Here is a 15,583-nt window from a genome sequence, read left to right as displayed (position 1 = left end):
ATTATTTTTCCAGCACCACGGTTGTAACGGAGCGTGCGGGCAATTCAACCGCTTGCGTGGCTTTAATGGGATATGCTTTCAGGTCATCCTCTTTCGATGTTACATATTTTGTAGCGCGTTTCACGCGACCCTTTCCCGAAATGTTCAGTTGCAACGATTGAACTGTATCGGTATAATTAATGAATACCGCCACCACCTGTTTATCTGACACATACGCGGAGGCCATCAGATGTTGCGCGGCCGCGAATTCATCTTTACCGTCGTTACGACTTGTTTGCACGCGCTGCATACCCGGACGGATAAACCTGCTGAAGTTTCCCATGGCCCATAATCCTTTGGTCTGGTAGAAATCTCCGTCGGTATGGGTGGCGTTTGGGCGCAGAGCAATCAGGAAATAGCGTGTATCAAATGCGGGATTGCCAGGTTCATAGCTGTTCCAGAGGTGCCAGGCCTTTGCATTGGCTACAGTCAGGTCGGTATGGATCACTTTAGCCAGGAACAGCGCGCAATCCATGGCGCTTCTTCTTCCCCGGATTCCTTCCCGGAAACTTTCGCCCAGCATGGAATATTCAGTTTGCCAGTAATCTACGCCGTAGGCAAGGGCGGTATCTTTCAACGCCTGCCGGATGCGGATGCGGTTTGTATCGCCTCCATCAGTAAAGTAACTGTGTCCGCCAATAAATGGCGCCATGTGTGTAAGTTTTGAAACGTTCAGGGCGCTTTTCGGGTTAAAAAAAGTCTGTATCTGCGTACCCGCGCGGCCTTTATTTGTATAGAGGTAATCCAGCATGCCCGCTTCGGTGATCATGATGCGGGAACTGAGTTGCTGCGCGGATAGCGCACTGTCAAGTGCTGTTATGACTTTATATATTTCTCCATTGTACCACGGACTTCCTTCCTGGCTGGCCTGCCCCGGTTTATTGCTCCAGTCCCATTGTGGTTCATTCACCGGACTGATGTATTTAAAGTTGATGCCTTCCTGCTGGAAGTGCTTCAGCACATCCGCAAGAAATCCCGCGTAAGCGCTGTATTTGTCGGGACGAAGGTTCGAGGTGAAATCTTTTTCCGTTTTAAATCCGCGTCCGTTTCTCGTAAAATGCACGGGTGGCGTATTGGAAAAAGCGATCAGGTTTTCAACGCCGTAAGTTTTTGCTTTTTTTACAAACCACAGGTAACCCGATTGTTTGCTCCAATCGTAGGAGCCATCCGGGTTTTGAAAACTTTCCACTCTTTTCCTGAAATCTTTGATACCGCTGCTGTCGCCCTGTTCAGCGGTTCCGCCACCAATGTTGAAGCGCCAGGCGGAGAGACCGATTCCTTTAGGGGTGCCGTTTTGATCCATTTCTTTGCTGAAGAGCCATTCCGCGATCTGTTCTTTTTTTCCTTCGGGCCAGTGCTTGCCGATGCCTTCAGAGAACCAGCAGCCGGAGGCGCCGATGTTATCTACGACCTGCTCTTTACGGTCGGTGTGAATGGTAAAACGGATGGCTTTGTTTTGCTGCGCGAAGCCTGTTGCCGGTAAGATAAGAAGGGGTAGTAAGGGTAATCTCATTGTAATACAATTCTGAAACATTAAATGTAAAGAAAATGACGGGATAACGGGTTGAAAGAAAGCGGGCGTATCTTTTTAATGGATACGCCCGCTCAGGGAAGGTTTAATCATGTAATTATTCCTTATAGAAGCTGAGGGATACTTTTCTTACTTTGTAATAGCTTCCGGTATTGGGCATGTTCGCTACGAAGCCGATACATACATTGGTTGGTTCATCAACCCTGAACTCAATATATGGGGTGGCTGTTGCGGAAACCGTTGAGAAGTTGAGGTAGTATGTTGCGGAGGTGATGTCTGCAAAGTCGGGCAGGGTAGCGGCTTTGTTTACCACCAGGTATTTGGTGCCCGCTGCGCCGAGGTCGCTCATGTGCGAGGTAAAGCGCCATTTACCGGCGAATGGAAGATGCACCACCTGGTATATTTTCCCGTTTGGCACAGCGGGTAATCCCCATCCGCCTTCCATGGAAAGATGACCGGCATTGTTTCTAAGTTCCCATCCGCCATTTCCTCCCGATGCGTTTTTCACATCTGCGGAAGTGGTCCAGTCGGCCAAAACGCCCCATCTTGCGCCATCCCATGAAGCCCTGTTAAAGGGGGCGCCCGGGTTCTTTACATATTGCGCGGAAACATCTATCCATGCCGCCCCGGATATGGGCTGATAGCTTTGGTAGGGAGTTAAGAAAGTGTCTATGGCGTTTTTGGCGGGCAGAAAATAAGTTCTGTACAGTACTTCGGAACCATATTTATGATTGGGCAATACACCTTCCGATTCTGTATTGGGAAGGAGCAGTGGAACCCTTGTGGAAGCGCTGTCGCCATTAACCGTGAGGTAACGGATTTCAGTAAGGATCGCTTTGGTGGCGGTGTCCATACCTCCAAGCACTACTACAGTTTCGAGTTGGGGATTCAACTTACTTTCCTTGATAGCCCTGTTGCTGATGGATTCCTGGAACCTGGTTCCGAAGGCGGCGACGCTTCCGTAAAGTGATACGGATTTATTACCCGAGGCATCGAACGTTACGAACTCAAAAGATTGTTCACCCTCCGGTACATTGGGGATGGTCTTGTATACGGCAGTGCCCAGTTCTCCTGGTTTTACCGTAAAGGTTGCGGAATCCGCTTTCGCGCCCCAGTAAACGCGGAACATCGTAACGCGGGGATCGTTATTCAGGAAGGCGGTAAAGCCCACCCTGTTCTTACCCGGATACATGTGCACGCTGTCTATTTTCCCGGTGTACACGATCTCCCCGTTGGGAACGTATTTTTCTTTGTACTCATCCATTTTGGAGCAGGACAGTGCCATAGTGCCGGCTAGCGCCACAAACAGTCCTTTCCGGAAGTATTTTGATATGGTAGATTTCATCTTGAATAGTTGTTGTTGGTTACCTAATGATTAGCGTGGATCGCCATATACCTGTACTTCAGCGAGCGCGAGGAAATAAGAACCGGCCCAGTTTTGAAGGCAACGGATGCGTACGTACCTCATTTTGGGTACATCGGAGCGAAGGTCCCAGTTGAAGCCCGCGAAGCCAATGGTTCTGTCTTCGTTCGTTGATTGTCCGTAAGGCAGGCCGGAAGGTTTTTTCTCTTCACACTCCGCGAGTAAGGTCCAATTGTTGAAACTGCCGTCCAAAGGAGGGTTGGCGCTGCCCCATATTTCAAACTTCCTTGGGTTTCCGCCATAAAAGAAGCCGCGTCCGGAGTTCAGGTATTCAGGATAATCCCATATCACGATCCGGCTGAGTTGCGCCAGCTTTCCCACATCAAAAGTGATCACGGATGGTTTTCCCTCATCTTTTGTAATGTTTACCATCGGCCATCCTTCCGTATTGCCATCCCAAAGGTTGGCGACCCTGTTGGAGGACCAGGCGGAAGGCGCGTCACCGGGGAGGTTGTACTCACGGTAGCCGTTTTTAGGCAATGCGGTTTCGTAAAATGGCGTAAGTGTTTTAAACAAAGTATCCGTAATGTTCATAAACCGATCCCGCACATAAATCGCCAGTTTTTTGGGAAGGGTGTCCATGCCCCTGATGGCGGAGTTGATGCTGTCAAGACTGGTATAAATGCCTGAATAGGGGAACCATTGCCCAACGGAGTCAATCATCACCTCAATGGCGAGATCGTACTTGGAAGGGTTTTTTGTTTTTACCCTGATGCCGGCAAAGTCTGGCAGTACTTCCATGTTTCTGAAAACGCCCCAGATGGGGTTTTCCAGTGGTTTTACCTGTACGGTTACCGGATCGGAGGCTACTTCGGCTTTGTTCACCACGTAAAGTTTTACGTCGTGTTGCAGTGTATCGCCGAATCCGTCGGCTACCAGGAATTTTTCATAAATGCTTGCCTTCACTTCCCGCATTCTGCCACCGCCCAGATCGTATACCGCTTTTACATAAGCGATGTCGGGAATATTGGGCACATTATAGCCTATGATCGCCTTAGCGCTATCGTTTGTTACCGTGATCGCTGAAACGGGACCTGGTGTTCCGCTGCTTGGGGTGAGCGGGTCGTTAAATGCTTCTTTTTTTGCGCACGCGATGGCCAGTATGCTCATGGAGCCTACCAGGATCGCGGGCAATATATTGCGTAAGTTCATATTCAGGTTTGATTTTCGGTTGAAGAATTACCATCCGGGGTTTTGCACCAGGTTGGGGTTTACGGAAAGGTTGTACAGCTTGATGGGCCACAGGTAGTCACGTGGCGATACAAACCGCTGCTGGTAGAGGGTTCTCACCTGGTAATAGGTGTCGTCCGTTGTACCCGTGATGGTCCATCCCTTTACCGGTTGGTTCATTTCGAACGAAGCGTCTTTCCAGCGGCGCAGGTCCCAGAAACGACTTCCTTCAAAAGCCATTTCGATGGCTCTTTCCCTTTTGATGATTTCCCTTCTGCCGTTTTTAGTGGTGTACTTGGTGGGGTTGTTGGAGTACTGCCCCCATGAAACCTGCACGGTGGGAATACCTGCACGCTCCCTTACTTTGTTCAGGTAGTCGCACACCTCATTCTGTGCGCCATCCGCTTCATTCAGCGCTTCGGCATAAAGCAGGTATAGATCAGCCAACCTTACTTCCGGCCACTCATAACCACGAACAGTGGTACCGTTTTCGGTGAAGGAGAAGTTCCAGTCTACCAGCTTTTTGATAAAATACCCTGTCTGGTTGATGCCTCCGCCAATATCGGTGCCGCCATACTGGTTTGCTTTGGCTTTCATCACATAGGTACCGAGGTCGGATTGTGTAGGACTGCTGTAAAGGTACCAGGTACCGCCATCGAAGCCCAGGTCGGCATAAAAACGGGGTTCTCTGTCGAAGTTGAGCCTGGCCGTTTTATACGCTGGTTCAATCAGGTATTTTTCACTGTCAACGGCTACGCGCAGCCCGTATTTGGTGTTAAAATCCAGGGTTTTGTCTTCGTTGATGGGGACGCCGTTTTTCGTATAGAACATTTCAGCCATTTTCATCGTAGCACTGAACATGGCCCTCATATTGGTATTGGAAGCCGCGGCTGTTGTGAGTCTTCCCATACATGTTTGTTGCAACCTGCTGGCGAGTCTGCCGGAATTTCCCCATATCTTTTCAACGTTCCATCTGTCGCATACCGCCTGCCGGATACTCAGCTGTGTTTTGGTGTGTTCCGTAAGCTGGAACGATGTGGCGGGGAATTTGTAAAGGGCGAATCCCTGTAATTCGGCTTCCTCAATTGCTTCTTTACAAGCCTGTGCGGCCTTTACCCATTTTTGTTGATCGTATTCGTTGTTGAACAAAGGGGTGCCGTCGTGGTTTTTGGCGGAAGCCAGATCGGGGTTTCCGTTAAAAAGGGGACTGGCCGACAGTACAAGCACACGGGCCTTGATGGCTTTCGCGATGGGAACGGTGATGCGCCCCAACTCCGTGTTTCTGTCCGCGATAAATGCAGGCAACGAAGGGATGGATTCGTCGATCAGTTTTACGATGTAGTTCACGCAACTGTCGAAGGGCACACGGCTCACTTTCACTTCGTCCGCTTCCGCGAATACGGGAATGTTCTTATCCATCAATGGGAAAGCGCCATACATGCGCAGCAGCAGGAAGTGGTAATAAGCCTTCAGAAACTTCACTTCCCCCAGCCATCTTTCCCTTTCGGAACTGGAGAGGTCCACTACTTTATTAAGGTCGGAAACATTCTCCATGAAAATGTTGCATTGCCTGATGGCCTGGAAGGTATTCACGCCGTACCTGCTGCCATCCCAGTAGTTTACATGAGGTTCGGTTACGTTCTGGTAGCCTCTTCCGATGCTCCAGCTCCATATTTCGGTATCAAATTCCCTGTATTCTGAAGGGAACCAGATTTCGTCTCCACCCAGAAAGCCTACGTTTCCTTGCGGATCAGCGTTATTCGGGAGATAGGAATAGCAGGTGGCCAGGTATTTCTGCGCCTGGGTTCTGAGTGAAAAGGCATGGTCTATCGTAGCCACGTTATCGGGAACAATGTCCATATATTTTTTGCACGACGTCAAAGCGAGCGCGGTGCAAACGGATGCGATCAGTATATTTTTTCCTTTGAACATTTCTGTTGATTTAGAGATTGAAGTTGATACCGGCGTTGAATACACGTTGCACAGGGTAGCCGAGACCGTTACCGCCCATTTCCGGATCCCACATGTCGAAGGCGCTCCATACATGTAGGTTGCTTCCGTTCAGGTAAACCCTTGTCGTTTTTAAGCCGATTTTTTTAAGCAGATAAGTGGGAATAGAATAGCCTACTTCCATGTTTTTCAATCTGAGGAAAGAACCGTCTCTCATCCACCAGGTGGAAGTGAGGTTGTTGTTGTCGATAAACTGGTTGCTGAGGCGTGGCCAGAAGGCGTAACTGTTCCTGTTGTCTTCACTCCAATGATCGTTCGCGATGGTATTAAGCAATCCATTCTGTGAACCGCCGTTTCTTACGAAGGGAGAGATGTTTTGCGGGTTGATAAAGAAAGATGACCTGGCTGAGCCCTGGAACATGACGCTGAAGTCGAAGTTGCCATAACCCACAGATCCACCGAAACCATAAATGATCTCAGGTGTGGTGGGAAGTCCGATGGGTACCACATCATTGCTGGTAATCCTTCCGTCTTTGTCCACATCATGGTACTTAATGTCGCCACCCATTACATTCTCATACGGTGTTCTTGGGGTATTCAACACTTCTTTTTCATCATAGAAGAGACGTTCCGCAATATAACCGTAAACCTGTCCTATCCTTGCGCCAAGTCTGTACAGGTTGGCGAGTTGCGGACCATATTCAGGCTCGTCGTAAGCTGTTATTTTTCCTGTGGCGTAGGTGAGGTTGGCGCGTCCTTCCACCCATATTTTTTTACTGATGGTTTTGTTGTAGTTCATCAACAAGTCTACACCCTTCACCTCTGTTTTTCCTACGTTCGCCGAAACGCCCGCCTGAAGGCCCATTGTGGTGGGGATATAGGACCTGGGCATTAAGAGTTGTGACCGTTTGTTTTTGTAGGCGTCCACCGTAAAAGTGAGCGAGTTCATTATTGTAAGGTCCATGCCGATGTTCAACTGTCGGGATTTTTCCCAGGTAATCCTTGGGTTGGCGTATCGGTCAATGGAAATACCGTTCAGGCGAAAATCATAATCAAGTCCGAAGTTATAACCGTAATTACCATTGTCCATGTTTACTCTGGACATGTAGAAGAACCTGTCGTTGGCACTGCCGATCTGGTCGTTTCCAACCAGTCCATAGGTACCCCTCAGCTTCAGGTTAGTGATTTTGTCGGCCAGATTGTCGAAGAATTTCTCATTGGAAACGTTCCAGGCCAGGCCTATGGAGGGGAAGAAACCAAAACGCTTGGATGCCTTGTCGAATTTCTCAGATCCGTTGTAACCGAAATCAAACTCCGCCAGGTAGCGCCGGTCGTATCCATAAGTGAAACGTCCTGAAACGCCCAGGTTCCTGGCTGGCAGGCTGGCCTCAAGGGTAGGCGCATTGCCGGTAAGGTAATTCCTTAAAATACCGATCACCATACCCGACACTTCATGATCGTCGTTGAATGTTCTGTTGTAGTTCAACGCCGCTTCCGTATAAAAAATACTGTTCACCATTTTGTAGCCTTCTGAATACCCTAAGAACTCGGTTCCCTGGGGGTTTATCGGGTTGGGGCCGCCCGCATTCAAGACCATGAGGTCGTCGATATTACGGTCATCGTAGGAGAGGGCTTTATAATAGAACGGGGTATAGCTCCTGGTCATGTCGAAGTAGCCGTATCTTCTGGTGTACGACATCAGGCGTCCCGAAAGGCCCGGGGTAATACCACCCATATCCTGTTTTACTTCCACCTGCACCTGAAGCGTAGAGGCATTGCTTTGCGCAAAACCAGACATCATATTCGCATAGGGGTTGCTGTACATGGTAGGGTTGGATAGCCCTGGAATAGTGCTGTTCCCGAACAAAGGGTGTTTAATGTGGGGAAGGTATTCCTGCGGATAAATAGCGGGGAACATCACGGGGTTCGACCAGATCGCCTGGTTGAATACCCTTTGTCCGCCGCTTCCCATAGTGCCATCGCTTCTTCTGTCGCCTATCGGACCATTGTAATCGTCAAACTGTCCGTACATTCTTAATGCGGCAGACGTGGTATTGGTTACTTTCAGGTCGATGTTGGAACGAACGGAATAATTCTTCAGTTGAATGTTGTTGTTGAAACCATTCAATTTGTTTTCTTTCAACAGGCCATTGTCAACGTTGTAAGTTCCTGCTATGTAATAGCGGGCCTTGGCCACGCCGCCTGATACGCCGAAGTTGAAGCGCTGGTTGATGGTATAATCATCAATCAGCATATCGATCCAGTTGTTGTCTGGATACAGCAGCGGGTTGTCTCCGGCAATTGTTCTGTTGATCTTGGTTTGTGAGTACGGCGCGCCTCCTGGCGCATCTCTGGTGAGCGCGGCCTCGTTGGCCATGTTCATATACGTGATATTGTCCGTCAGGTTAAAGTTCCTGGTATTGGTGGAAAGAGAGTTCTCGAACCTTCCGGTTAGTGTGGTGGTGCCTGCCACACCGGTTTTGGTGGTAATAATCAGTACCCCATTTGCGCCCCTTGCGCCGTACACAGCCGCGGCTGTGGCATCTTTCAGCACGGAAAAGGAGGCGATATCATCGGGCTGTAAACGGGCCAGGTCGTTGTTGGTAGATTCCACGCCATCAATCAGGATCAGCGGATCTACTTTACCGGCACCGAAAGAACCCAGTCCGCGGATAAAGAAGGATGCGTTGTCCGACCCCGGTTCTCCGGTTCTTTGGTAGGCGATCACACCGGAAACCCTTCCCGCAAGCATGTTCGTGAGGTTGCTGGTGGGGCCCTTCAGTTCTTTGGGATCAACGGAAGTGATTGAGCTCACCAGACTGGTTTTTTTCTGGGTACCGAAACCAACGCTTACCACCACGTTTTCCATCGCCTGGTAATCGGTGGTCAGTTTAACATCAATTTTATCGTTTCCCTGGATGGGCTGCTCCAAAGTCTGGTAGCCCACGCTTGTGAATACCAGAGTGCCGTTGGCCGGCGCTTTAATGGAGTACACGCCTCCGGGGCCAGAAACAGCGGAACGTCCGGGGTTCGCTTTTACTGTAATGGTAACACCTTCCAGTGCGGAGGAGTCGCTCCGCACCTTACCAGTTATGGTAATCTCGGTTTGGGCCGAAGCATTCAGGTTGGCAAGAAAAAGGAAGAGCAGGAAGAAAAAACTTCCTTTCCCCATCTTGCGGGATAGTCGTTTTTGGATCATAAACAGTGGGTTTTGAAATGAAATGATTGAGGGTTTTTGGTTTATATTAAAGCAATCGATGCCTGAAAATTGCACTATATTAACTTGTTGTCATAGGGGGTAGATCGCAGAAAAAAGGGGATGAATCGGTAATTCAGCCCAGGCGTGTTATTTTCTCAGTAGCTGCTGGGAAGGCCGTCTTTTTTCATACCCTGAACAATCAGTACATTGGTGATGTACAGCATTTCCTGGCCATTGTCTTCGTTTGCGCCGTTGATGCCGTAGGGCCAGAAATGCATACCATCCCCTTTAATGGTTTCGGTTGTACTTCCTGTCATGAAACGAAGCATCTTATTGGCATTTTTGCCCTGGTATACCCCTCCCTGAATGAGTTGGTTCCATACCGCATGTGTACCAACTCCAACCGTGTGGGCGAGTTCATGCAAGGCCGTACCCGTTCTTTGGTAACTCGTGTTAGGGCCAAAGCGGACATTTCCGGCAATGGTGGCATCGGCCGTTTGTACGCCCGGATTGTAATTCACGGTAAGGTGCTTGGTGATGGAAGTGTAATTGTTGTAATAAACCAACGCTTCATCGAACGCGGCTTTTATTCTGGCATAGGCCGCTTTTTCATCATCGGTCGGGTTCGCGTTTTGGTTCAGGGTGTAGGTTACATTGCCGCGCGCGATGGTGGACACCGTAACATCGGCGCCATATACTGTTGTGCCGTAGGTGTTCGTGCCATAACTTCTGATGTGGTAAGTAGTGGATGGCTCCAGGTTGGAAAAGCGGAGGAAAAGATTCTGATCGTTACTGCTGGTCGCGGCGATTTTGGTATCCGCGATGGTTGGATTGGGGTTTTTGCTCAAACAAATACCCACTTCCCGCATGGCGATGCCTTTGGTATCTACCACTTTGCCCGCGGCGAAAAGGGTGGTGGCCCCGCTGGCGAAGATGGTGTCCGTGAAAAGTTCGGCCTGGGGTACACGGGTTGTGGTGAACTGAATGTCTTTGGAATAGGATGTACCCTTGCTGTTGGTGGCATATCCCCGGACAAAGTAAGTAGTGTTGGGGGATAATTGTTTCAGGTCCACTGTAAACCGGCCGCTGGTCAGGTAGCTGGTGGCCGTGGTTTTGTTTTCCGTTGGGGTGGCGGATGTGCCGAAAAGAACGCCGCGGTCGGCAAGCGCTTCTCCGCCATTGGAGGGTACGTTGCCGTAAAAAGTGGCCCCGGCGGTGGTGATGTTGCGAACACTGTCGGCGGTAATGGAGGGTAGGGTTAGCTCCGGCGTTACCGTGCCGGGGTCGTTGGTTCCGCCGGTTTTTTTGTTACAGGCGTAAATGCAGCCTACGGCTACGGCCGCAAGTAATGGCAGGTGCAAAAGTTTTTTCATAACTGTTTGTTTTGGTCAATGGATGAATCAGCCAATGCAAAATGCACAGTTATGGAGCGAAGTTATAGGGGGTGAATGTTCAAAAAAGGGGGGTGTAATAGTAAAAATCACCCGGAAAAAGCGGGTATGGACTTTAGGGCCTGTTCACGGCTTTCTCGTTCACCTGGTAATTTTTTCCGAAAGTATGGTGGTAACGCTTCCGGTATTCAGAGGGGTTCATCCCGAAAAGTTTCGCGAACTGGGTCCGGAAATATTTACTGTCGCCTATGCCTACCTGGAAAGCGGCCTCGTTCACATTGCAATCTGTGGTAATCAGTAATTCGGCCGCCTTGCGCAGTCGGAGAAAACGAAGGAAGCCGTTGATGGATTGTCCCGAAACATGTTTCACTTTTTTATACAGGTTGGAATGGCTCATGCCCATTTCGCGCGCGAATTGTTTAATGGAGAAGTCGTCTTTGTCGAAATTCGCTTCCACAATTTCGATGCACTTCTCGAGGAAGATTTTGTATTCTTCAGAAATGGACAGGTTGTTCCTTTGCAAGGTCACTTCGTTGTAGAAATACTTCTGAATATTGTTCCTGCTTTTTAATAAACTCGCCACCCGGGCCAGCAGTAGTTCTTTTTCAAAAGGTTTGGTGATGTAATCATCGGCGCCGCATTCCACGCCTTTCAGTTTAATTTCCGCGGAGGAACTACCTGTAAGCAGGATGAGTTGGATGTGGTTGAGTGTGGGATCTTCCTTAATGGCCGCGCAGAATTCAATACCGCTCATTTCATCCATCACGATATCGCTGATGATGATATCTGGTTGGTATTGCCGCGCCATGGCCAGCCCTTCTTTTCCGTTGGTGGCTTCCAGTATCCTGAAGTTTTCGTGGAAAACCTGTTTCAGGTAGGTGCGTATGCCTTCATTGTCGTCCACAACCAGTATGCTGTGTCCCGAGTTGATCAGTGTACTGATGCCAACTTCCGGCGGCGGCAGTTCTTCTTCAGCATGCAGTATTGCTGGTTCTTCCTGAATGGAAAGTTCCTGTAACAATTCTGATTGTTGTACTGAAGAATCCTTGATTTGTGTTGAGGAGAAATGGGCGCGGCCTTTCGGAATCGTAAGGGTGAAACTTGTTCCTTTTTCTGGGACAGAAGTGAAACCGATGCTTCCTTTATGCGCTTCCACAAAACTTTTCGCGAGGAAGAGGCCAATGCCGAAACCAGCTTTGGTGGCGGGGCTGGTTTGTTTAGACTGGTAGAATCTCTCAAACAACCGCGCACTTTCTTCCTCCGGAATGCCGCATCCGGTATCCGCTACAACTAGTTCAGCTTCGTTTTCCCGCTCAGACAACATTATTCGGATACGCCCGCCCGGCGGCGTAAACTTCATCGCATTGGAAATAAGGTTGAAGATGGCGATTTCAATTTTTTCACGGTCCCCGTATATTTCCAGTTCCTGTATAGCGCTTTCGAAACTGTATTGCAGTTCCTGCGTTTTGGCTTGTTGTGAAAAACAGAGGAACACTTCTCTGCAAACGTGCACCATGTTGAGTTTCGCTATGCGAAGGTCGTCGGCGCCGCTGTCCGCTTTTTTGAAAAGCAGGAGTTGGTCCACCAGACTGAGCAATCTTTTACTGTTTCTGAAAGCCATTTTCATGCCCGCGGTTTCCAGGCTGTTGCCCTGTTTCTGCAGCAAATCCTTTATCGGGTTGATGATTAGCGTGATGGGTGTTCTGAATTCGTGGGCGATATTGGTAAAGAAATCGAGTTTCCGGCGATTGATTTCCTGTTCCCGTTCCGCGTTAAGGTGCGCGAGTTTTACTTCGAAAGCCAGTTTGGCCTGCCGGCTGCTGAAGCGCAGGTACATCGCGAGGATGCTTACGGCAATGGAAACATAAAGTGTCCATGCCCACCAACTCCGGTACCAGGGCGGCAATACTTTGATGGAAATGAGTTTTTCATTGCCCGTCCAGGTACCACCTGGATCGGTTGACCTGATGCGCAAAGTATATGATCCTTCTTCCAGGCGGCTGTAATGCGCCGTTCTCAGTTTGCCGGAATGGTTCCAGTGTTTATCCCAGCCTTCCAGGTAATAGGCGTAAGCGATCTGATCGGGGTTGTTGAATTCCGGCGATGCGAAGTCAATGGATAAGATCGCCTGGTCGTAAGGTAGTTCGAGTTCACTCAAAGTGTACATCACCTGGTTTCCGGTGAAACTGCTGTTTTGCGCTACCGTTTGGTTGTTGATCCGTAAATCTGTGATCACAATGGGAGCGGGGGAATAACTGAGTGCGATACTATCCGGATCGAAATAATTCATTCCCTTTAGCGTGCCGAAAAAAAGTTGTCCCGATGGTGCTGCGAAAGCCGCGTTATAGATGAACTGGTTCGATTGGAGGCCATCGGTCTGGAAGTAATTCGTGATCTTTTTTGTGTCGGTATTCAACCTTGATAATCCGTTAAAAGTAGTTAGCCAAAGGTCTCCGTTTTTATCTTCCACGATGTTCAATACCGAGTTGTTGGCCAATCCGTTTTCTTCCGTAAATGCTTCAAATTGTCCGCTGTTCCTGTCAAAAAGCAGCAATCCGTTTCCTTCGGTGGCGATCCAGCACCTTCCTTTTTTGTCTTCGCGGATGGCCCGTACAGGGGCTTCAGTATTGTAAAATTGGTGTTTGCCACTTTTTTTGTCGATCCTGATGAGTGCTTCGAAGTTGCCCGCCCAAAGTTCACCTTTACGGTCTTCTGTAATACAGAGTATGTCCCGAAGGCTTTGATCATATACTTCGAATGTATTGGTGCTTTTATTGAAGGTGAACAGGGCACCTGTTACCGTTCCCGCCCATAGTGTTCCGCTCTTGTCTTCTAAAAGTGTCCATACGTTTCCTTCGTAGGTGCGCGCCTGTTTGTTGATGAAGGTGTAGTTGGTAAACCGACCGCTCTTCGCATCAAATTTATCAACACCTTTGCCATACGTACCCACCCATACGTTTCCGTCCGAGGTTTTGCGTATGGCAGTGATTACGCTGCTTGAAAGGCCGTTCTTCCCGTTAAAGGTTTTGAATTTGTTTGCCGCGGGTTCCCAAAGGCATACCCCGGCGCCTTCAATGCCAATCCAGTATTTTCCGTTGCCATCATATTCAAAGCAGGATACAAAATTCCCCGGTAAACTGTTGGGGGTATCAGGCAGATGCTCAAGTGAACCGAATATTTTTTTTCCTTTCTGCCGGCAGAACAGCCCCTGCTGTAAAGTGCCCACCCATTTGTTTTCCTTTCTATCTATATAAATAGCTGAGACAAAATCGCCGTGGATATCTTCCAGGTCAGCGGGCACATGAATGTTTTGCGCTTCGTTAAATGCATAAATGCCGCCGCCATCTGTTCCCATCAGCAGGCGTTGCGGGGTTTGATAGAAACAGAGAATTCTTTCTCCTTTAGGTGAAGGGTAGCCCAGCGAACGAACTTTGTTCGACTGAATATTATAGCTGTACAACCTGTTTACCAAAGCGATAAGCACATTACCTTTCCCATCGGTTTCCATCAGCGAGCAGGTGGTGAGCGTAGTGTTCAGGATGGTGATTTCTTTGGTGGAGGGATTATATTTTCCTATTCCCATCTGGTACACCAGCACCCATATTGTGCCATCCTTATCTTCTTTCAGTCCGTTCACCTGAACGTCGTATACCATGCTGCCGTTACCCGATTTTACCGGTACCTGTTCCAGCAGGCCCGATGCATTATTGTACCGCAACAGCCCTAATGATTGTGGCGCTACGAGTATTTCACCTGTTTTCGTGGCGAGCACTTCGTTTACCGGAATGCCTTTCAGCGCCTTCTTTGGCGCATTCTTCAAACCTGTAGCATAGTATACGGGTGAAAAACGCTGTGTGGTGTTTGAAAAAGTACAGAGCCCTTTTTTAGTGGCTATCCAGAGGCGGTCCGATTTGTCTTCGGTAATGGTGGTGATCTTGTTGTTCACCAGGGAGGTGGTGTCGTTCAGCCGGTGCCTGAAAATTTTGCAGCCATAACCGTCATACCGGTTAATACCATCGTAAGTGCCGATCCACAAAAAGCCAAACCTGTCCTGGTAAATGCTGGTGATGGTGTTGTTGGAAAGGCCTGATTCAATACTTAAATTTCTGACTGAAGTGGGAGGAGTACTCTGGGCATGATGTACACAAAATACTAAGGACAACAGAACTAAAAATGTTCTTTTGCCTGATTGTAAGCAGTTTTTGGTATAAGAAATACGCATCATGATCCCTCCATTTGCAAGAAAAGGTTTAATTACAAAATGGGGTTTGCGGATTTTAAGGGATAATTACCATTTAATAACCTTTTTTAACATGGAATGGACAATACTATTGGCGCTAGTTCTTTCCTGCATAGTCATAATTTACCATCCATTGTACGCCGAACCGGTCGTAGAAAAGGCCGAACAGCGCGCCCCAGAAAGTTTTTTCCAACGGAATAACCACCACGCCTTCCCGGGAAAGTGCGTTATAAATACGTTTTACCTCGGTTTCGCTAGAGGTGCTCACCGAAACGGCCATGTTCTGCCCCATGACCAGTTCGCCGAAGGTGGAAGGGGCATCACTTCCCATCAGAATAGTACCATTTCCAATCGGAAGTGATACGTGCATCACTTTGTTCCCCTCTTCTCTGCTCTCATTTTCAACAGCGTTGAACCTGATAAAATGGATAAAAGTTCCCCCGAATACTTCCTTATAGAAAAGAAAGGCGCTGGCGCAGTTGCCGTTAAAGGTGAGATAGGGATTTACCGCTGCCATGGAAGTCGCAGTTTTTTAGTGAACGGTAAATTTAGAGCGGTTACCATTTTTAATGTGGTGCTAAACTGACAAAAATGAGGTGAAATGCGACTGCGGGTAAAGTTGGAACCGTTTGATTATATA

The 15,583-nt window shown here is 48.7% G+C and carries 8 protein-coding genes; all 8 read right to left on the bottom strand.

All coding sequences use genetic code 11. The features are described 5' to 3' along the window. Position 1: 1 nt before the first annotated feature. The 8 genes from M4J38_RS09120 to M4J38_RS09085 all read right to left on the bottom strand — a co-directional run bounded on the left by M4J38_RS09120 (position 2) and on the right by M4J38_RS09085 (position 15,460). Positions 2-1,552 (bottom strand): glycoside hydrolase, encoded by a 1,551-nt coding sequence (locus M4J38_RS09120; protein ID WP_251759247.1) that lies wholly within the window; start codon positions 1,550-1,552, stop codon positions 2-4. A 115-nt stretch (positions 1,553-1,667) separates the two neighbouring features. After that, positions 1,668-2,915: a DUF4998 domain-containing protein gene (locus tag M4J38_RS09115; protein ID WP_251759246.1), complete on the bottom strand. Its 1,248-nt coding sequence runs from the start codon at positions 2,913-2,915 to the stop codon at positions 1,668-1,670. A gap of 30 nt (positions 2,916-2,945) precedes the next feature. Beyond that, on the bottom strand, positions 2,946-4,145 hold the full coding sequence (locus M4J38_RS09110; RefSeq protein ID WP_251759245.1) for a DUF5000 domain-containing lipoprotein: 1,200 nt from the start codon (positions 4,143-4,145) through the stop codon (positions 2,946-2,948). A 27-nt stretch (positions 4,146-4,172) separates the two neighbouring features. Next, positions 4,173-6,095, bottom strand: coding sequence for a RagB/SusD family nutrient uptake outer membrane protein (locus M4J38_RS09105; protein ID WP_251759244.1), 1,923 nt, complete (start codon positions 6,093-6,095; stop codon positions 4,173-4,175). A gap of 10 nt (positions 6,096-6,105) precedes the next feature. Then, positions 6,106-9,312, bottom strand: a complete 3,207-nt coding sequence (locus M4J38_RS09100) for a TonB-dependent receptor (protein ID WP_251759243.1) — start codon at positions 9,310-9,312, stop codon at positions 6,106-6,108. A 155-nt stretch (positions 9,313-9,467) separates the two neighbouring features. Continuing rightward, positions 9,468-10,685 carry a hypothetical protein gene (locus M4J38_RS09095; protein WP_251759242.1) on the bottom strand — a complete coding sequence of 406 codons (1,218 nt, stop codon included), beginning with the start codon at positions 10,683-10,685 and terminating at the stop codon, positions 9,468-9,470. 133 nt (positions 10,686-10,818) lie between these two features. Then, the gene (locus M4J38_RS09090; protein WP_251759241.1) at positions 10,819-14,865 is read right to left on the bottom strand and encodes a two-component regulator propeller domain-containing protein; all 4,047 of its coding nucleotides are present in this window, start codon (positions 14,863-14,865) and stop codon (positions 10,819-10,821) included. 175 nt (positions 14,866-15,040) lie between these two features. Continuing rightward, positions 15,041-15,460: a VOC family protein gene (locus M4J38_RS09085; RefSeq protein WP_251759240.1), complete on the bottom strand. Its 420-nt coding sequence runs from the start codon at positions 15,458-15,460 to the stop codon at positions 15,041-15,043. Between the last annotated feature and the right edge of the window lie 123 nt (positions 15,461-15,583).

This window comes from Parasegetibacter sp. NRK P23 (assembly GCF_023721715.1).
In the GTDB taxonomy this organism is placed as follows: Bacteria; Bacteroidota; Bacteroidia; order Chitinophagales; family Chitinophagaceae; genus Parasegetibacter.
This window is presented reverse-complemented; position numbering and strand designations above follow the sequence as displayed.

Excerpts from the sequence above, each read along its gene's own strand:
- M4J38_RS09120 (WP_251759247.1), bottom strand. The coding sequence starts at position 1,552 with ATGAGATTACCCTTACTACCCCTTCTTATCTTACCGGCAACAGGCTTC.
- M4J38_RS09115 (WP_251759246.1), bottom strand. The coding sequence starts at position 2,915 with ATGAAATCTACCATATCAAAATACTTCCGGAAAGGACTGTTTGTGGCG.
- M4J38_RS09110 (WP_251759245.1), bottom strand. The coding sequence starts at position 4,145 with ATGAACTTACGCAATATATTGCCCGCGATCCTGGTAGGCTCCATGAGC.
- M4J38_RS09105 (WP_251759244.1), bottom strand. The coding sequence starts at position 6,095 with ATGTTCAAAGGAAAAAATATACTGATCGCATCCGTTTGCACCGCGCTC.
- M4J38_RS09100 (WP_251759243.1), bottom strand. The coding sequence starts at position 9,312 with ATGATCCAAAAACGACTATCCCGCAAGATGGGGAAAGGAAGTTTTTTC.
- M4J38_RS09095 (WP_251759242.1), bottom strand. The coding sequence starts at position 10,685 with ATGAAAAAACTTTTGCACCTGCCATTACTTGCGGCCGTAGCCGTAGGC.
- M4J38_RS09085 (WP_251759240.1), bottom strand. The coding sequence starts at position 15,460 with ATGGCAGCGGTAAATCCCTATCTCACCTTTAACGGCAACTGCGCCAGC.